We start from the raw sequence: 17,130 nt of genomic DNA, 5'->3' as shown, positions 1-17,130 counted from the left end.
CGGGCTTTTCGCAAAAGTTCTCCCCCTCCAAGCAAGTTTCCTGCGGGCTCTGATCCGGCACGCACGAAAAACGCAGCGCGGGCAAGGCCGGCTGCGCGAATAATCCTGTCGTCGATTTCTGTCACCAAGGGACAGATTGCAAACCCTGGCCAGAACCGACGCTGTCCCTTCTTTCAGGCAACCTTCTATTGAGTTTGGGGCCTTGGCAAAAGTTCCCGATCTTTATAGCTGCGCCGAACGAAGATTGTGTAACGGTGAAGAGAAAAACAGCCCTACTTCTTCAATCAACCCGCGCGGCAGCTTGAACGCCACGAGTAGAGGCTGGTCGAGAGCAACGCTTTTGCTCAGCGAAGTCGCACAACGCCATGAAGGCGCGACTATTGTGCCGATCCCCCCCTCTATATACTAGTGGGCTGTGTGGCTGCTTTGACTCGCCGATTCAGGCGTCTGGCGCCAACCCCATATCGGGTCGCTTTGAGCGGAATCCTTCAAATGAGCCAACAGTTTCAACACGATGTTCTGGTGATTGGCAGCGGCGCCGCCGGCTTGAGCCTGGCCCTGACACTGCCCCGCCACTTGCGTATCGCCGTCCTGAGCAAAGGCGATCTGGCCAACGGCTCGACCTACTGGGCCCAAGGCGGCGTCGCTGCCGTTCTGGACGATACCGATACCGTCGAATCCCATGTCGATGACACCCTCAACGCCGGTGGCGGCCTGTGCCACGAAGATGCCGTGCGATTTACCGTGGAACACAGCCGTGAGGCCATCCAGTGGTTGATCGACCAGGGGGTTCCCTTTACCCGTGATGAAGACGCCAGCAGCGATGACAATGGCTTCGAGTTCCACCTGACCCGTGAAGGCGGTCACAGCCACCGACGGATCATCCATGCCGCAGACGCCACCGGCGCAGCCATTTTCAAGACACTGCTGGCCCAGGCCCGACAACACCCCAATATCGAACTGCTGGAGCAGCGGGTTGCCGTTGACCTGATCACCGAAAGACGCCTGGGCCTGGAAGGTGATCGCTGCCTGGGCGCCTACGTACTCAACCGCGGCACGGGTGAAGTGGACACCTTCGGCGCCCGCTTCGTGATCCTCGCCTCCGGCGGTGCAGCCAAGGTCTACCTCTATACCAGCAACCCCGACAGTGCCTGTGGCGATGGCATCGCCATGGCGTGGCGCTCGGGTTGCCGGGTGGCCAACCTGGAGTTCAACCAGTTCCACCCCACCTGCCTGTATCACCCACTGGCCAAGAGCTTCCTGATCACCGAGGCCCTGCGCGGTGAAGGCGCCCACCTCAAGCTGCCCAACGGCGAACGCTTCATGCAGCGCTTCGACCCTCGGGCTGAACTGGCTCCCCGGGATATCGTCGCCCGGGCCATTGACCACGAAATGAAGCGCCTGGGGATCGACTGCGTCTACCTGGATATCAGCCACAAACCGGAAGCCTTCATCAAAACCCACTTCCCCACCGTGTATGAACGCTGCCTGGAATTTTCCATCGATATCACCCGGCAGCCGATCCCAGTGGTACCGGCCGCCCACTACACCTGCGGCGGCGTAATGGTCGATCAACAGGGGCGCACCGATGTGCCAGGCCTGTATGCCATTGGCGAAACCAGCTTCACTGGCCTCCACGGAGCCAACCGCATGGCCAGCAACTCGTTGCTGGAGTGTTTCGTCTACGCCCGCTCGGCAGCGGCCGACATTCTCCAGCAGCTGCCTCAGATCTCGATTCCCATCGCCCTGCCGGCCTGGGATGCCAGCCAGGTCACCGACTCTGACGAAGACGTGATCATTGCGCACAACTGGGACGAACTGCGGCGATTCATGTGGGACTACGTCGGTATCGTGCGGACCAACAAACGCCTGCAACGGGCTCAACACCGGGTTCGCCTGCTACTGGACGAAATCGACGAGTTCTACAGCAACTACAAGGTCAGCCGTGACTTGATCGAGTTGCGCAACCTGGCCCAGGTGGCCGAATTGATGATTCTCTCGGCCATGGAGCGCAAGGAAAGCCGCGGCCTGCACTACACCCTCGACTATCCGCAGCTGCTGCCCGAAGCTCGCGACACTATTCTGCTGCCGCCCACCTACGCCGGCCGAACTTGAGCCGCACCCGCAGACGCCGATGCTCATCGGCGGTCTGCGCGTCCCTCGGCACACAAAGGGAGCGCACCCAGCGCTCGCCCTGCAGACGGAAGCGCAATACCACGATCAGCGGCAATGCCAGGCTGTCAGGCCGCAACTGCACCCCCTGCCAACCCGTGGCCGGACTCCACAGCTGCCAGCCCTCTGATGAATGCCGCAAGCGGCTGAATGCTCGGGAATGAGTCAAAAAAATCTGTCGAGGCAGCACCCAGCCGCCGTGCAACAGGCACAGCAGGATGCCCAGCCCCTTGGCGACAGACGGGATATCCAGCAGGAAAATGGCGACCAGAGCGAATGCCTGGGCCAGCAGGTAGGCCGCCAGCAGTTGCCGTGAAGCACGCCAGCGGCACTCGAACAGCCTACTTGGGCTGGACACGGTCCAGAATCATGCGAACCATGCGCTGCAGCTCAGGATCCTCGGACTCGCTGCGCTCCATGAACCAGCCGAACATGTCCTGATCCTCACACTCCAGCAACTTGCGGTAGCACTCGCGATCGGTCTCATTGAGATGCGGGTACACCTCCCTGACGAACGGCACCAGCAATACGTCCAGCTCAAGCATGCCGCGACGGCTGTGCCAGTAGAGGCGATTCAGTTCAACATCTTCAACCATGGAGCGCTCCTCAAATAGAGCGCAAGTATACAGCCCGGGGAACACGAGAACAGTCGGCTTTGGTCGGTCACCACCTGTCCTTTGTGAACTATCCATTTCAGGGGCGCCCCCTTATGATGTGCCCCAGACTTTTTACCCTGCGATGAACCATGGCTGACTCCGCTTTTTTCTGCCCCCTGTCCCACGAAGGCGTCCTCGCCGTCCGCGGCCCTGATGCCAGCAAATTCCTTCAGGGTCAGTTGACCTGCAACCTCAATTACCTCAGCGACAGCCAGTCCAGCCTGGGCGCCCGTTGCAACCAGAAAGGCCGCATGCAGTCCAGTTTCCGCATCCTCCTGGAAGGTGACGGCTGCCTGCTGGCCATGGCCAGCGAACTGCTTGAGCCGCAACTGGCGGACCTGAAGAAATACGCAGTCTTCTCCAAGGCCAAGCTCACCGATGAAAGCGCCAACTGGGCGCGCTTCGGTCTCAGCCATGCGGACTCCAGCCTGAGCGGCCTGGGCCTTGAACTGCCCCAGGAAGACGGCGCCGTAGTCCGCGCCGACGGCCTGATTGCCGTGCGCGCCTCAAGCCACCGCGTCGAACTCTGGGTCCCGGCGGAACGCGCCGAGAGCTTGGGTCAGCAACTGGCCGCGCAACTGCCCCAGGGCGAGCTCAATCAGTGGCTGCTGGGCCAGATCCGCGCGGGCCTCGGCCAGGTCATGGCGCAGACCCGTGAACTGTTCATTCCACAGATGCTCAACCTCCAGGCCGTGGGCGGCGTCAGCTTCAAGAAAGGCTGCTACACCGGCCAGGAAATCGTCGCCCGCATGCAATACCTGGGCAAGCTCAAGCGCCGCCTCTACCGACTTGCATTGCCCAGCGGCGAACTCCCCGTCCCAGGCACCCCGCTGTTCTCCCCGACCCACAACAGCTCCATCGGTGAAGTGGTCCTGGCCGCCCAGGCACAAGACCAGGTGGAACTGCTGGCCGTGTTGCAGGCCGAAGCGGCAGAAGATGGCAACCTGCACCTGGGCGCACTCGAAGGGCCCGGTCTGCAATTGCTGGACCTGCCGTACCAGCTGGACCGCGATCGCGAAATCCAGCGCTGACCGACTCCCCCTTTCCTGCAACACCCTAGAGAACTGAAATGACTGAGCTGGCGCAAAAGGTCCAACAGGATTTGGTGGAGGCCATCGACAACGATGACCTGGTTCTGCCAACCCTACCGGAGGTGGCCATGCAGATTCGCCGGGCCGCCGAAGACCCGGAAATCAGCGTCAGCACCCTGAGCAAAGTGATAGGCCGCGACACCGCGTTGTCGGCGCGACTGATCAAGGTGGTCAACAGCCCACTGTTGCGGGCGGCCCAGGAAGTCACCGACCTGCATACCGCCATCACCCGCCTGGGCGTCAACTACAGCAGCAACCTGGCCATCGGCCTGGTGATGGAGCAGATCTTCAATGCCCGCTCCGAGGTGGTTGCACAGAAAATGCACGATGTGTGGCGCCGCAGCCTGGAAGTGGCCGGGGTCAGCTATGCCCTGTGCCGCCGCTACTCCCAGCTCAAGCCCGACCAGGCAGCGCTCGGCGGACTGGTACACCAGATCGGCGTGCTGCCGATCCTGACCTACGCCGAAGACCACTACGAACTGCTTTCCGACCCGGTCAGCCTCAATCACGTGATCGAACGCATTCACCCGCTGCTGGGGGACAAGCTGCTACGGGTCTGGGAGTTCCCCGAGCAACTGGTGGAGATCCCTGGGCACTACCTGGAATTCAACCGCCAGACCAGCGGGATCGACTACGTCGACCTGGTCCAGGTGGCGACCCTGTACTGCCACAAAGACACAGATCACTCCCTCTCGCGCATCGACGCCTTCAGCGTGCCGGCGTTCAAGAAGCTGGGGATCGACCCGGAAAACCAGGCCATGTGCAACGAGCTGCAAGAATCCCGCTCAATGCTCTACTGATCCTAACCCCGCGATAAAACTCACCCGCACTTTGAGCCCCGAAGGCTGGCCATCGTGCAGGCTGATCTGTGCCAGATGGGCGCGACAGATTTCCCCCACGATTGCCAGCCCCAACCCCGAACCGGCCACCTGCTGATTACGCCGGTAAAAACGTTCGAAGACCCGGTCGCGATCCTCCAGGGGAATACCCGGCCCGTCGTCCTCCACCTCCAGCACCCCCGGCGCCGATACCCGCAGCACCACATTCCCGCCCGACGGCGTGTGGGCCAGGGCGTTGTCCACCAGGTTGCTCAGCAGTTCATTGAGCAGGGTTGGCTCGCCCTTGAGCCACACCGGCTCGTCGGCTTCCAGGGCCAGGGCCACCCCCCTGGCATGGGCCAGAGGCGCCATGGCCATGCCCAGTTCCCGGGCCAACTGGCTGAGATCGAGCAACTGTGCGCCGCCCTCGGCGATCGCCCGGGCGCCATTTTCCACCCGGGCCAGGGACAGCAACTGATTGGCCAGGTGGGTCAAGCGATCGGTGCCCTGAGCCGCGCTTTCCAAGGTCGTGCGCCAAGTGTCCGGCTCGCTGGAACGCAGTCCCAGCTCCAGACGGGCCTTGAGTGCTGCCAGCGGTGTTCGCAACTCATGGGCGGCCTCGGCAATAAACTGTGCCTGGCGCTCGAACTGCCCCCGCAGGCGTTCGGTGAAATGGTTCAAGGCCCGCACCAGGGGCCACAATTCACGCTGCACCGAAACCAGCGGCAGCGGCCGCAAGTCATCGGGCTGGCGCTCCTCCACCGCACCGCGCAAACGTTCCAGCGGACGCAAGGCGGCACTCACCGCAAACCACACCAGCAGCAACGCCCCCATGGCCAGCATTCCCAGGCGCAGCAAGGTGTCGGCCATCAAGCTACGGGCCATGGCGACCCGCGCCTCGTCGGTCTCCGCCACGCGAATTTCCGCCATGCCGTTCATGTTCGGCTCGCTGACCGCCTTGAGCAGGCTCACCACCCGCACGTTCTGGCCCTGATAAGTGGCATCGTAGAAACGCGCCAGGGCCGGATAGTCATCGGTACGCGGAGTACCCGGCGGCGGACCAGGCAGGTTTTCGTAACCGGAGATCAGTTGCTGGTGAATATCGTTGACCTGGTAATAGATGCGCCCGGCACTGTCGTAGGCAAAGGTGTCCAGGGCCACATAGGGCACATTGGCGCTGAGGCTGCCGTCACGCTGGGACAACCCGGCGGCGATGGTCCGCGCCGAGGCCAGCAGGGTGCGGTCGTAGGCGGTGTCGGCGGCCTCACGGCCGTTCCAGTAGGCACTCAAGCCGCTGGCCAGCATCAGCACCACCAGCAGCAGCGCCAGGTTCCACAGCAACCGCCAGCGCAGGCTGCTGGGCCTATGCATCGCGGCTTTCCAACAGATAACCCAAGCCGCGGAACGTCACGATGGCCACTGCATGGCCATCGAGCTTCTTGCGCAGGCGGTGGACGTAAATCTCGATGGCATCCGGGCTGGCCTCCTCATCCAGGCCGAACACCTGGGAGGCCAGTTGCTCCTTGCTCATCACTCGGCCGGGACGGGCAATCAATGCCTCGAGCACGGCCTGCTCGCGGGACGTCAGGGTCAGCAGTTCTTCGCCCAGGGTGAAGCGCCGGGTATCCAGGTCATAGGCCAGCACTCCGCAACGCTGCTGGCGCTCGCCCCCCAGCACGCTACGGCGCAACAGCGCCTTGACCCGGGCTTCGAGCTCGGTCAGTTCGAACGGCTTGGCCAGGTAATCGTCGGCCCCCAGGTTCAGACCGTGGACCCGATCCTTGACGTCGCTGCGGGCAGTGAGCATCAGCACCGGCAGGTTCTTGCCCCGGGCCCGCAGGCGCGCCAGCACCTCGAAACCGTCCAGGCGCGGCAGGCCGACATCGAGGATCGCCATGGCGTATTCCTCACTGCCCAGAGCCAGGTCGGCGGCCACGCCATCGTGCAGCACATCCACGGTCAGGCCGGTGCTCTTGAGCGCCTGGGCGACACTTTCGGCCAGTTGCAGATGGTCTTCGACGAGCAGGACTCGCATGTTTTCTTACCTCGTTCCGGGGGGATCGACGCCGCTCTTTGGCGCGGAGTGTACCGCTGCATTCGCCGCTGTGAAGCCCGAAAACCGTGAAAGTACGTTGAAAGGTTAGCGAAAGGTTGGCCCTTTAGAGTCCGGCTACGGACAGTCTCGACTGCCCTGGCCCCGATGGCCGCTGATACGCAAAACGCCTCGAAGCGTTTTCGTCAAAATAAGAACAATAACGGAGTACCCCTGGATGCCGTCCACGCGCCCTCACGCCGTCACACCTGTATTTTTTTCCCGTCTGACCCCGACTGCCCTGGCCAGCGCCGCGGCCCTCGCCGGTGTCGCGCCCTTAAGCCAGGCCGCCTTCTTCGAAGACAGCAGCGCCACCTTCGAAACCCGCAATATGTATTTCAATCGCGACTTTCGCGACGGCACCAGCGCCCAGCAATCCAAGCGCGATGAATGGGCCCAGGGTTTCATGCTCAACCTGCAGTCGGGCTACACCGAAGGCACCGTGGGTTTCGGCCTGGACGCCCTGGGCATGCTCGGGGTCAAGCTCGACTCCAGCCCCGACCGCACCGGCACCGGCCTGCTGCCGACCCATGATGACGGACGCGCCGCCGACCAGTACTCCAAGCTCGGCCTGACCGGCAAAGTGAAGATCTCCGCCACCGAACTGAAAATCGGCAGCCTGATCCCCGAGCTACCAATCCTCAAGCCCAACGACGGGCGCATCCTGCCGCAGACCTTCGAAGGCGGCCTGCTGACCTCCAAGGAAATCAAGAACCTGACCTTCACCGGCGGGCGCCTGGACAAGGCCAAGGACCGCGACGACAGCAACTACGAGGACATCCGCCTCAACAACAAGAACAGCCGCTTCGCCGGCACCGTGGCAGGCAAGCACTTCAATTTCGGCGGCCTGGACTACAAGTTCACCGACAAGATCACCGGCAGCTACCACTTCGCCCAACTGGACGATGTCTACAACCAGCACTTCCTCGGCCTGGTAGCGTCCCAGCCCATGGGACCGGGCACCTTCGGCACCGACCTGCGCCTGGCCATCAGCGACGACCAGGGCCAGGCCCGGGGCGGCAAGATCGACAACAAATCCCTCAACGGCCTGGTGAGCTATGCCCTGAACGGACATAAACTCAGCGCCGGCTACCAGCACATGTCCGGCGACAGCGCATTCCCCTACGTGGATGGCAGCGACCCGTACCTGGTGAACTTCGTGCAGATCAACGACTTCGCCGGGGCCGAGGAACGCTCCTGGCAGGCCCGCTATGACTACGACTTCGCCAAGCTGGGGATTCCCGGCCTGAGCTTCATGACCCGCTACCTCAGCGGCGACAACATCGCCCTGAAAAACGGCGACACCGGCAAAGAGTGGGAACGCAACACCGAGGTCAAATACGTGGTGCAAAGCGGCACTTTCAAGGACGTCGCCGTGCGCCTGCGCAACGCCACCTACCGTTCCAACTATTCGGCACGCGATGCCGATGAAGTACGCCTGCTGGTGAGCTACAGCGTGGCCCTGTGGTAAGCCACCCGTATCACGCTGCGTCGTAGGCGCTGGCTTGCCAGCGAAGAGGCCCGCAAGCCCTGTACAAAACCAAGGCCCCCTTCGCCGGCAAGCCGGCTCCTGCGGAAAAAGGGTCGGGGATGACCCGGACATACCGATAACAACAACTCCTGTGGAGACGTTCATGGACCTTTCACTGCGCAAACTAGCCCTCGCCGCCGGCTGCATGCTGTTCGCCGGCCAACTGCTGGCCGCGACCGCCGAGCCCAAGCGCCCGGAATGCATCGCCCCGGCCTCCCCCGGCGGCGGTTTCGACCTGACCTGCAAGCTGGTGCAAAGCGCCCTGGTCAACGAAAAACTCCTCACCAAGCCGATGCGCGTCACCTACATGCCTGGCGGTGTCGGTGCCGTGGCCTACAACGCCGTGGTGGCCCAGCGTCCCGCCGACGCCGGAACCCTGGTGGCCTGGTCCAGCGGCTCGCTGCTGAACCTGGCCCAGGGCAAGTTCGGCCGTTTCGATGAAAGCGCGGTGCGCTGGCTGGCAGCGGTCGGCACCAGCTACGGCGCTATCGCGGTGAAAAGCGACTCGCCCTACAAGACCCTCGACGATCTGGTCCAGGCTCTTAAGAAAGATCCAAGCAAAGTGGTGATAGGTTCCGGCGGCACCGTGGGCAGCCAGGACTGGATGCAGACCGCGCTGATCGCCAAGGCCGCCGGGATCAACCCCCGGGACCTGCGCTACGTCGCCCTGGAAGGCGGCGGTGAAATCGCCACCGCCCTGCTGGGCGGACACATCCAGGTGGGCAGCACCGACATCTCCGACTCCATGCCCCATATCCAGGCCGGCGACATGCGCCTGCTGGCGGTGTTCTCCGAACAGCGTCTGGACGAGCCGGAAATGAAAGACATCCCCACCGCCAAGGAGCAGGGCTACGACATCGTCTGGCCGGTGGTACGCGGTTTCTACCTCGGGCCGAAAGTCACCGACGAGGAATACGCCTGGTGGAAAAACGCCTTCGACCAGCTCCTGGCCTCCGAAGAGTTCGCCAAGCTGCGTGACCAGCGCGAGCTGTTCCCCTTCGCCCTGACCGGCCCCGAGTTGGACACCTATGTGAAGAAACAGGTGGCCGACTACAAGACCCTGGCCAAAGAGTTCGGCCTGATCCAGTGACCGTCCCTTGCTGAAGGCGCGACCCTCGCGCATCGAGGGCCGCGCCCAGGAGTTAGCCATGCTCGTTCAACGTCTCTTCGCTGCGGTGTTGCTGCTGGCCTGTGCCGGCCTGGCACTGATGGCCTGGCCGTATCAGGCGGCCTTTTCCTATGAACCCGTGGGCCCGCGGGCCTTCCCTTTGCTGATGCTCGGTCTGATGGGGCTGGCCCTGCTGTACATGCTGTTTCGCCCGACACCCATCAAGCACAGCGAAGATGAACCGCCCCTGGACCGGCAAACCCTGACCAAGATCACGATCTGCGTGACCTTGCTGCTGGTGTTCGCCGGAACCTTCGAACCCCTGGGTTTCATCGTCGCCAGTGTCCTCATCGGCGTACCCATGGCACGGCTCTACGGCGGCCGCTGGCTGCCTAGCCTGGTGATCATCAGCCTGCTCAGTGTCGGCCTCTACTGGTTGTTCGACCGGGTCATGGACGTACCACTGCCCCTCGGCCTGCTCGACGTTCTGGAGAATTGATATGGATACCCTCAGTTATCTGGGCCAGGGCTTCGGCGTTGCGCTGACCCCTTACAACCTGGTCACCGCCCTGTCCGGCACCCTGATCGGCACCGTGGTCGGCCTGCTCCCGGGCCTGGGCCCGATCAATGGCGTGGCGCTGTTGATCCCCATTGCCTTCGCCCTGGGCCTGCCACCGGAATCGGCGCTGATCCTGTTGGCGGCGGTGTACCTGGGTTGCGAATACGGCGGCCGCATCAGTTCGATCCTGCTGAACATTCCGGGCGAAGCCTCCACCGTGATGACCACCCTGGACGGTTACCCCATGGCCCGCAAAGGCCTGGCGGGCGTGGCCCTGTCACTCTCGGCCTGGAGCTCGTTCATCGGCGCCTTCATCGCCACCTGCGGCATGGTGCTGTTCGCCCCGCTGCTGGCCAAGTGGGCGATCGCCTTCGGCCCGGCGGAATACTTCGTACTGATGGTGTTCGCCATCGTCTGCCTGGGCGGCATGGCCGGCGATCGGCCGCTGAAGACCTTCATTGCGGCGCTGATCGGCCTGTTCCTGTCGGCGGTGGGCATTGACGCCAACAGCGGTGTGTACCGCTTCACCGGGGACAACATTCACCTCACCGACGGCATCCAGTTCGTGGTGCTGGTGCTGGGCCTGTTCTCCATCAGCGAGATTCTGTTGCTGCTGGAGAAGACCCATCGCGGCCAGGAAGCGGTGAAAGCCACCGGACGCATGATGTTCAACTTCAAGGAAGCGGCCTCGGTGTTCGTGGTGAACATCCGCTGTGGCCTGCTGGGCTTCATCATGGGCGTTCTGCCCGGTGCCGGCGCGACCCTGGCCAGCGCCGTGGCCTACATGACCGAGAAACGCATCGCCGGCGCCAGCGGCACCTTCGGCGAAGGCGACAAGCGCGGCCTGGCCGCCCCGGAATCCGCCATCGGCGCCTCGGCCTGCGGCGCCCTGGTGCCGATGCTGACCCTCGGCGTTCCCGGCTCCGGCACCACGGCGGTGATGATTGGCGCCCTGTCGCTGTACAACATCACGCCCGGCCCGCTGTTGTTTCAGCAGCAGCCGGATATTGTCTGGGGCCTGATCGCCTCGCTGTTCGTCGCCAACATCATGCTGGTGATCCTCAACATCCCGATGATCCGCCTCTTCACCCGCATCCTCGCCGTGCCGAACTGGGCCCTGGTGCCGGTGATCGCGATCATTACCGGGATTGGCGTCTACGCGGTGCACGCCACCACCTTCGACCTGTTCCTGATGGTGGGCATCGGCATCTTCGGCTACATCCTGCGCAAGCTGGACTTCCCGTTGTCGCCGGTATTGCTGGGTTTCATCCTCGGCGGCTTGATGGAGCAGAACCTGCGCCGGGCGCTGTCGATCTCCAATGGCGCGATGGAGATCCTCTGGTCGAGCCCGATCACGGTCGGGGTCTGGGTGTTGACCCTCCTCATGCTGTTCATGCCGCTGCTGCGCATCTGGCGCAAGCGCTCGGCCCAGCAACGTGCCGTGGCCGATGTCTGAAGCCCGCTTCAGACAATGGTGGGGCACGCCCCTGGTGGGCCTGGCTGGCGGTTATCTCGCCAGCCAGATCGGCTGGCCATTGCCCTGGATGGTCGGCTCGTTGCTGGCGATCATCCTGGTGCGCTGCCTGACGCCCTGGCAATTGGCGGAAATCCCCGGCGGCCGCAAATGCGGGCAATGGGTGGTCGGCATCGGCATTGGCCTGCACTTCACGCCGCAGGTGATGGAACAGGTCATGAGTCACTTTGGCCTGATCTTCTTCGGCGCCCTGGTGACCAGCCTGTCCAGCGTGGTCGGGGTGTGGTTGCTGCGGCGCACCGGAGAAGACCGGGCCACCGCGTTTTTCTCCAGCATGCCCGGCGGCTCCGGGGAGATGGTCAATCTCGGCGCGCGCAATGGCGCGGTGCTCAGCCGTGTGGCGGCTGGACAGAGCCTGCGGGTGCTGGCCGTGGTGCTCTGTGTTCCGGCGGCCTTCAAATATCTGCTGGGGGAAGGCACCCCCGCCCTGCATGCCACCAGCGTGGACTGGCAGTGGCTGGCCCTGCTGTTTCCCGCGGGCGCGCTGCTGGCCTGGATCTGGCAGCGTCTGCACCAACCCAACCCCTGGCTGTTCGGCCCCTTGCTGCTCAGCGCTACGGTGAGCATCGCCTGGGACCTGCACATCGGCCTGCCCGAGGGCGGCAGTCAGGTGGGCCAATGGCTGATCGGCAGCGGCCTGGGCTGTCACTTCAATCGGCAGTTCTTCCGCCGAGCGCCGTCGTTCATGGGGCGGACCTTGATCGGCACCGCCCTGAGCATGCTGATCGCCGGCCTTGCGGCCCTGGGCCTGAGTGTGTTGACCCACTTGGATCTACGTTCGCTGACATTGGGCATGATGCCCGGCGGTATCGCGGAAATGAGCCTGACGGCCGAGACCCTGCAACTGTCGGTGCCACTGGTGACCGCGATGCAGGTGATGAGGTTGTTGTTCGTGCTGTTTCTCGCCGAGCCCCTGTTCCGCCACTGGAACAAAGGCCCCCTGTAGCCGCTGCCGCGGGCGGCGACAAGGTCGACAGCCTTCAGTGGCCGAACCACCGCCGCGTCCCTACGGGCCGTTCGCAGCCTGCGGCAGCGGCTACAGATATGCCTTGGTTCAAGTCGCAGGTGGTTTTGCCACCAAGCAGCCCCCCATCGAGCAATAGTTACAACGGCGGCAGGCGCCACTCGATGGGCGTCTCGCCATTCTGCTCAAGGTATTTGTTGGTGCGGCTGAAATGCCCGCAACCGAGAAAGCCGCGGTAGGCCGACAGCGGTGAAGGATGCACCGAGGTCAGTACCAGATGCTTGGTGGCGTCGATCAGTTTCTGCTTGCTCTGGGCGTGGGCACCCCACAACAGGAACACCAGGTGCGGCTGGTGCTCGCTGACCACTTCGATGATCCGATCGGTAAAGAACTGCCAGCCCTTGCCCGCATGGGATGCCGCGTTGGCCCGCTCCACGGTCATGGTGGTGTTGAGCATCAGCACGCCCTGGTCGGCCCAGCTTTGCAGGTAGCCGTGGTTGGGAATGTCGATGTTGAGGTCACGCTTGAGCTCTTTATAGATGTTCACCAGCGAGGGCGGCGCTGGAACCCCGGGCTGTACCGAGAAGCACAAGCCATGGGCCTGGCCCGGTCCGTGGTACGGGTCCTGGCCGAGGATCACCACCTTGACCTTGTCCAGCGGGGTTGAGTTCAAGGCATTGAAGATCATCGGACCCGGCGGATAGATTTCCTTGCCGGCGGCATGTTCCTGGCGCAGGAATTCGCGAAGTTCGCTCATGTAGGGCTGCTCGAATTCGGCACGCAGCGCCTCCTTCCAGCTCGGTTCGAGTTTGATACGATCGTCAGCAGTCATGGCCATGCCCGTGAAAAAAACAATGGCCGCACCCTAGGAAAGCCGACTTCGCTTGTCAATTGATCTGACACGGAACCTGCACTTTCCCTACCAGCGATCATAATGAGCGCTTCTATTTCCCCTCGAGGTCACGATGAACCTGCACGTCGAAGAACTCACCGGCACCGATGGCGCACGCATCGCCATTGCCACCCTGGACGCGGAAAAATCCCTGAATGCCCTGTCGCTGCCCATGATCCAGCAGTTGAGCGAGCGTCTCGATGCTTGGGCCAAGGACCCGCAAGTGGTCTGTGTGCTGCTGCGGGGTAACGGCGCCAAGGCCTTCTGTGCCGGCGGCGAGGTACGCAGCCTGGCCCAGGCTTGCCTCGATCACCCCGGCGAAGTACCGGCCTTGGCCGGGCATTTCTTTGCCGCGGAATACCGTCTCGACTATCGCTTGCACACCTATCCCAAACCCTTGATCTGCTGGGGCCACGGTTATGTGCTGGGCGGTGGCATGGGCCTGCTGCAAGGTGCCGGGATTCGTATCGTCACCCCCAGCAGTCGCCTGGCAATGCCGGAAATCAGCATCGGCCTGTATCCCGACGTCGGCGCCAGCTGGTTCCTCTCGCGCATGCCCGGCAAGCTCGGCTTGTTCCTGGGGTTGACCGGCGCCCACATGAATGGCCGCGATGCCCTGGACCTGAACCTCGCCGACCGCTTCCTGCTGGACGAACAACAGGAAGCACTGATCGAGGGGCTGTTGCAGTTGAACTGGCAGGAACAGACGCCAAGGCAACTCAACAGCTTGCTCAAGGCCTTGCAGCAGGAAGCCTCGGCTCAACTGCCCGAAGCCCAATGGCTGCCGCGTCGGCAGCAGATCGACGCCTGGCTGGACGTCAGTGACGTGGCCTGTGCCTGGCGTGCCATCAGCCAGTTGCAGAACCACAGCGATGCCCTCTACAGCCGAGCGGCCAAGACGCTGGTCGAGGGCTGCCCGCTGACCGCGCACCTGGTATGGGAGCAGATCCACCGTGCTCGCTACCTGTCCCTGGCCGAGGTATTCCAGATGGAATACACCCTGAGCCTGAACTGCTGCCGACACCCGGAATTCGCCGAAGGGGTGCGCGCCCGCCTGATCGACAAGGATCATCAGCCCCATTGGCATTGGTCGGATATCAACAGCGTGCCCGAGGCGGTGGTGCAAGCGCATTTCCACAAGGCCTGGGAAGGCCGTCATCCCCTGGCGGACCTGACGGATTACTAAAAAGCCTGCAGCCGCCGACAGCGGCTACAGGCTTTTGGCCCACTCGGGATCAATGGCCGCGACCGCCTCGCCCATGGTCGCCCCGGTCACGATCGCCTCGGCCACGATCACCACGTCCGCCGTGACCGCCCCATTCCCGATGGCCACCATTGTTGCCCCAATTGTTGTTGCCCCAGTTGCTGTGGCGATCGTGCCCGCCCCAGCCCTGGTTCGGATACGGCCGGTACACCGCCCGGGGTGGCTGGTAGTAGCGCGGAGCCGGTTGGTAGTAACGCGGAGCCGACTGGTAATAACGGGGGGCTGGCTGGTAGTAACGCGGTGCGTAGTAACTGCGGCCAGTGGAGTAATAGGAAGAACCACCACCGTAGTAATAGGCCGGCGTGGGAGAACTGTAGACTTCGGAGCTGTAATAGCTTGAACCTCCACCGTAGTAAGGGACGCACGCGCTAAGACTCAAACCCAGTAATGCAACAAGCAGAAGTCGACGATACATGGCGGCCTCCTGGACCGCGAAGAAGCCACACCAGCGACGCTGGCAGGCGGCAGTCGACAACAGGCCGACTGACGAAATATCTGACCGCAAAAACCCCTTCTGGTGCGATTTTGGCAACACGTTGATACAAGTCCTTCGACCGCCGGTAACCGCCCTGTGAGGACGACTCGGGGCCGCATTTCCGGCGCCGGAAAAACACCATGCCGCGTGTCGATTCCTAGACAACTCAGTGCGCTGATGAACGAGTTATTTCCGCGCTGTGCCACTAGAATGCGTCATCGGGCCACTATCACGGAATTGCCATGCCGCTTCGTTCTCCCTTGTATTCGCAGCGTTCGCTGGTACTGGTCCTGATCACCTTGCTGGGCAGCGGCTTCCTCGCCACTTCCCTGCTCAGCTACTACGCCTCCCGGGACTCGATCCGCGACAACATCGTCAACACCGAGCTGCCCCTGACCTCCGACACCGTGTACTCGGAAATCCAGAAGGACCTGGTACGGCCGGTCCTGATCTCCTCGATGATGGCCCGCGACACCTTCATGCGTGACTGGGTGGTGGCCGGCGAACGCGACCCTACCCAGATGACCCGTTACCTCAACGAGGTCATGACCCACTATGGCGCCTACACCGCGTTCTTCGTCTCCAACACCAGCCTCACCTACTACCAGGCCAAGGGCGTGCTGAAGCAGGTCAAGGTCGATGAGCCCCGGGACGCCTGGTACTTTCGCGTACGCGACATGGCCACGCCCTATGAAATCAACGTCGACCCGGACCTGGCCAACCAGGACAAACTGACCTTCTTCATCAACTACAAGGTCTACGACTATCAGGAGCGCTTCATCGGTGCGGCCGGAGTGGGCTTGACGGTGGACGCGGTGATCAAGCTGATCGACAAGTACCAGCAGCGCTACCAGCGCAGTGTGTACTTCGTCGACACCTTCGGCCGCATCGTCCTCACCGGCGCCGACGGTGGGCCCCAGGGCGCCCGCAGCGGCCAGTCCCTGCATGACCTGGACAGCCTCAAGGAGCTGATGACCCAACTGCCCAAGCCCCACAGCGGCAGCTACGAATACTCGACCCAGGGCCAGGGGCACTTTCTCAATGTGCGTTTCATTCCCGAACTGAACTGGTACCTGTTCGTCGACAAGCGCGAAGACGGCGCCCTCAACAGCATCCGTCAGTCGCTGTACCTGAACCTGCTGATCTGCCTGGTGGTCACCAGCATCGTGCTGATCCTGCTCAGCGGCGTGGTACGTCGCTACCGGCGCAAGATCGAGGCCCAGGCCACCCTCGACAGCCTCACCCGCCTGCCCAATCGTCGCGGCTTCGATCTGCTGGCAGCCCAGGCTCTGCAGGAAGCGCGGCGGGACATGACGCCACTGTGCGCCCTGCTGCTGGACCTGGATCACTTCAAGCGCCTCAACGACACCTACGGCCATCTGGCCGGGGACCTGGTGCTCAGCGGTTTTGCCCGTGACCTGCAGGACTGCCTGCGCCAGTCCGACATCGTCTGCCGCTGGGGCGGCGAGGAGTTCATTGTCCTGCTCAAGGACACCCAGAGCAGCGCCGCCCTGGTCATTGCCGAGAAGATCCGCCAGCAGACCGAACAACAGCGCTACTACTATGAAGGGCAGCCTCTGCAACTGACCGTCAGTATCGGCTTGACCGCTCTGCAATCGGCAGACACCCTGCACAGCCTGCTGTCCCGTGCCGACCATGCGATGTACCGCGCCAAGCAGAGCGGACGCAATCGAACCTGTGTGGAAATGCCCCACTCCAGCCATGAATGAACCTGACCTTTGCCCGGCCTGCGGTGCCCGCAACAACTGCACCCTGGCCGACCCGCGTACTGCGGACCATGCCTGCTGGTGCTACACCGTGAGCATCGACCCGGCAATCATCGAAGCCTTGCCGCCAGAGCTGCGCGACCGCTCCTGCCTGTGCCCCCGTTGTGCCGGGGTCGAAGCGCAGTTGCGCGCCGGCACCTTGCCACGCTCCTGAACCTCCTCACCTTGCCCCCAACCGCCGATCACC

Annotated in this window: 17 protein-coding genes; 11 read left to right on the top strand and 6 right to left on the bottom strand. The window is 63.1% G+C overall.

Going from position 1 to position 17,130, the window contains the following annotated elements; all coding sequences use genetic code 11:
- Positions 1-492 precede the first annotated feature (492 nt).
- Complete coding sequence (gene nadB / locus WIN67_RS07200) at positions 493-2,115, top strand: L-aspartate oxidase (RefSeq protein WP_170004604.1); 1,623 nt, start codon at positions 493-495, stop codon at positions 2,113-2,115.
- On the opposite strand, the gene WIN67_RS07195 is transcribed toward nadB, so the two are convergent.
- Positions 2,078-2,530, bottom strand: coding sequence for a protein YgfX (locus WIN67_RS07195; protein WP_339070835.1), 453 nt, complete (start codon positions 2,528-2,530; stop codon positions 2,078-2,080). The two genes, nadB and WIN67_RS07195, sit on opposite strands and share 38 nt — an antisense overlap.
- Positions 2,514-2,768, bottom strand: a complete 255-nt coding sequence (locus tag WIN67_RS07190) for a succinate dehydrogenase assembly factor 2 (RefSeq protein ID WP_011059785.1) — start codon at positions 2,766-2,768, stop codon at positions 2,514-2,516. The genes WIN67_RS07195 and WIN67_RS07190 overlap by 17 nt, the downstream gene beginning before the upstream one ends.
- A 149-nt stretch (positions 2,769-2,917) precedes the next feature.
- Between WIN67_RS07190 and WIN67_RS07185 the strand changes: the two genes are divergently transcribed.
- On the top strand, positions 2,918-3,859 hold the full coding sequence (locus WIN67_RS07185; RefSeq protein ID WP_339070834.1) for a folate-binding protein YgfZ: 942 nt from the start codon (positions 2,918-2,920) through the stop codon (positions 3,857-3,859).
- Positions 3,860-3,897: 38 nt separating this feature from the next.
- Entirely contained in the window at positions 3,898-4,719 is an 822-nt protein-coding gene (locus WIN67_RS07180; protein ID WP_213664874.1) for an HDOD domain-containing protein, read from the top strand.
- Here the strand turns inward: WIN67_RS07180 and WIN67_RS07175 are convergent.
- Both WIN67_RS07175 and WIN67_RS07170 read right to left on the bottom strand, forming a co-directional pair.
- The gene (locus WIN67_RS07175) at positions 4,705-6,108 is read right to left on the bottom strand and encodes a sensor histidine kinase (protein ID WP_102878713.1); all 1,404 of its coding nucleotides are present in this window, start codon (positions 6,106-6,108) and stop codon (positions 4,705-4,707) included. The two genes, WIN67_RS07180 and WIN67_RS07175, sit on opposite strands and share 15 nt — an antisense overlap.
- The gene (locus tag WIN67_RS07170) at positions 6,101-6,772 is read right to left on the bottom strand and encodes a response regulator (RefSeq protein WP_102861593.1); all 672 of its coding nucleotides are present in this window, start codon (positions 6,770-6,772) and stop codon (positions 6,101-6,103) included. Before WIN67_RS07170 ends, WIN67_RS07175 begins: the two co-directional genes overlap by 8 nt.
- A gap of 235 nt (positions 6,773-7,007) precedes the next feature.
- On the opposite strand from WIN67_RS07170, the gene WIN67_RS07165 reads away from it, so the two are divergent.
- The 5 genes from WIN67_RS07165 (at position 7,008) to WIN67_RS07145 (ending at position 12,507) form a co-directional block, all read left to right on the top strand.
- Complete coding sequence (locus WIN67_RS07165; protein WP_102861592.1) at positions 7,008-8,300, top strand: OprD family porin; 1,293 nt, start codon at positions 7,008-7,010, stop codon at positions 8,298-8,300.
- Between the two features lie 163 nt (positions 8,301-8,463).
- Positions 8,464-9,450: a Bug family tripartite tricarboxylate transporter substrate binding protein gene (locus WIN67_RS07160; protein WP_102878712.1), complete on the top strand. Its 987-nt coding sequence runs from the start codon at positions 8,464-8,466 to the stop codon at positions 9,448-9,450.
- 58 nt (positions 9,451-9,508) lie between these two features.
- A complete protein-coding gene (locus tag WIN67_RS07155; RefSeq protein WP_110595067.1) occupies positions 9,509-9,967 on the top strand; it encodes a tripartite tricarboxylate transporter TctB family protein in 459 nt (152 codons plus the stop codon).
- 1 nt (position 9,968) lies between these two features.
- Entirely contained in the window at positions 9,969-11,483 is a 1,515-nt protein-coding gene (locus WIN67_RS07150) for a tripartite tricarboxylate transporter permease (protein WP_339070833.1), read from the top strand.
- Positions 11,476-12,507, top strand: coding sequence for an AbrB family transcriptional regulator (locus WIN67_RS07145; RefSeq protein ID WP_102861588.1), 1,032 nt, complete (start codon positions 11,476-11,478; stop codon positions 12,505-12,507). Before WIN67_RS07150 ends, WIN67_RS07145 begins: the two co-directional genes overlap by 8 nt.
- Before the next feature lie 157 nt (positions 12,508-12,664).
- Here the strand turns inward: WIN67_RS07145 and ung are convergent, their stop codons facing one another.
- On the bottom strand, positions 12,665-13,357 hold the full coding sequence (ung, locus tag WIN67_RS07140; RefSeq protein WP_102861587.1) for a uracil-DNA glycosylase: 693 nt from the start codon (positions 13,355-13,357) through the stop codon (positions 12,665-12,667).
- Positions 13,358-13,490: 133 nt separating this feature from the next.
- Between ung and WIN67_RS07135 the strand changes: the two genes are divergently transcribed.
- Positions 13,491-14,603 carry an enoyl-CoA hydratase/isomerase family protein gene (locus tag WIN67_RS07135; protein ID WP_102878710.1) on the top strand — a complete coding sequence of 371 codons (1,113 nt, stop codon included), beginning with the start codon at positions 13,491-13,493 and terminating at the stop codon, positions 14,601-14,603.
- Positions 14,604-14,652: 49 nt separating this feature from the next.
- Here WIN67_RS07135 and WIN67_RS07130 read toward each other — a convergent pair whose 3' ends face one another.
- A complete protein-coding gene (locus WIN67_RS07130; RefSeq protein WP_102878709.1) occupies positions 14,653-15,096 on the bottom strand; it encodes a hypothetical protein in 444 nt (147 codons plus the stop codon).
- Between the two features lie 302 nt (positions 15,097-15,398).
- Here WIN67_RS07130 and WIN67_RS07125 point away from each other — a divergent pair, with 302 nt between their 5' ends.
- Positions 15,399-16,886: a sensor domain-containing diguanylate cyclase gene (locus tag WIN67_RS07125; protein WP_110595064.1), complete on the top strand. Its 1,488-nt coding sequence runs from the start codon at positions 15,399-15,401 to the stop codon at positions 16,884-16,886.
- Complete coding sequence (locus WIN67_RS07120; RefSeq protein ID WP_339070831.1) at positions 16,879-17,097, top strand: cysteine-rich CWC family protein; 219 nt, start codon at positions 16,879-16,881, stop codon at positions 17,095-17,097. Before WIN67_RS07125 ends, WIN67_RS07120 begins: the two co-directional genes overlap by 8 nt.
- Positions 17,098-17,130: the final 33 nt, after the last annotated feature.

The organism is Pseudomonas idahonensis, from assembly GCF_037903935.1.
Lineage (GTDB): Bacteria > Pseudomonadota > Gammaproteobacteria > Pseudomonadales > Pseudomonadaceae > Aquipseudomonas > Aquipseudomonas danubii.
The sequence above is the reverse complement of the archived record's forward strand: the minus strand, read 5'-3'. Positions and strand labels throughout refer to the sequence as shown.

Excerpts from the sequence above, each read along its gene's own strand:
- nadB (WP_170004604.1), top strand. The coding sequence starts at position 493 with ATGAGCCAACAGTTTCAACACGATGTTCTGGTGATTGGCAGCGGCGCC.
- WIN67_RS07190 (WP_011059785.1), bottom strand. The coding sequence starts at position 2,768 with ATGGTTGAAGATGTTGAACTGAATCGCCTCTACTGGCACAGCCGTCGC.
- WIN67_RS07185 (WP_339070834.1), top strand. The coding sequence starts at position 2,918 with ATGGCTGACTCCGCTTTTTTCTGCCCCCTGTCCCACGAAGGCGTCCTC.
- WIN67_RS07180 (WP_213664874.1), top strand. The coding sequence starts at position 3,898 with ATGACTGAGCTGGCGCAAAAGGTCCAACAGGATTTGGTGGAGGCCATC.
- WIN67_RS07175 (WP_102878713.1), bottom strand. The coding sequence starts at position 6,108 with ATGCATAGGCCCAGCAGCCTGCGCTGGCGGTTGCTGTGGAACCTGGCG.
- WIN67_RS07170 (WP_102861593.1), bottom strand. The coding sequence starts at position 6,772 with ATGCGAGTCCTGCTCGTCGAAGACCATCTGCAACTGGCCGAAAGTGTC.
- WIN67_RS07165 (WP_102861592.1), top strand. The coding sequence starts at position 7,008 with ATGCCGTCCACGCGCCCTCACGCCGTCACACCTGTATTTTTTTCCCGT.
- WIN67_RS07160 (WP_102878712.1), top strand. The coding sequence starts at position 8,464 with ATGGACCTTTCACTGCGCAAACTAGCCCTCGCCGCCGGCTGCATGCTG.
- WIN67_RS07155 (WP_110595067.1), top strand. The coding sequence starts at position 9,509 with ATGCTCGTTCAACGTCTCTTCGCTGCGGTGTTGCTGCTGGCCTGTGCC.
- WIN67_RS07150 (WP_339070833.1), top strand. The coding sequence starts at position 9,969 with ATGGATACCCTCAGTTATCTGGGCCAGGGCTTCGGCGTTGCGCTGACC.
- WIN67_RS07145 (WP_102861588.1), top strand. The coding sequence starts at position 11,476 with ATGTCTGAAGCCCGCTTCAGACAATGGTGGGGCACGCCCCTGGTGGGC.
- ung (WP_102861587.1), bottom strand. The coding sequence starts at position 13,357 with ATGACTGCTGACGATCGTATCAAACTCGAACCGAGCTGGAAGGAGGCG.
- WIN67_RS07135 (WP_102878710.1), top strand. The coding sequence starts at position 13,491 with ATGAACCTGCACGTCGAAGAACTCACCGGCACCGATGGCGCACGCATC.
- WIN67_RS07130 (WP_102878709.1), bottom strand. The coding sequence starts at position 15,096 with ATGTATCGTCGACTTCTGCTTGTTGCATTACTGGGTTTGAGTCTTAGC.
- WIN67_RS07125 (WP_110595064.1), top strand. The coding sequence starts at position 15,399 with ATGCCGCTTCGTTCTCCCTTGTATTCGCAGCGTTCGCTGGTACTGGTC.
- WIN67_RS07120 (WP_339070831.1), top strand. The coding sequence starts at position 16,879 with ATGAATGAACCTGACCTTTGCCCGGCCTGCGGTGCCCGCAACAACTGC.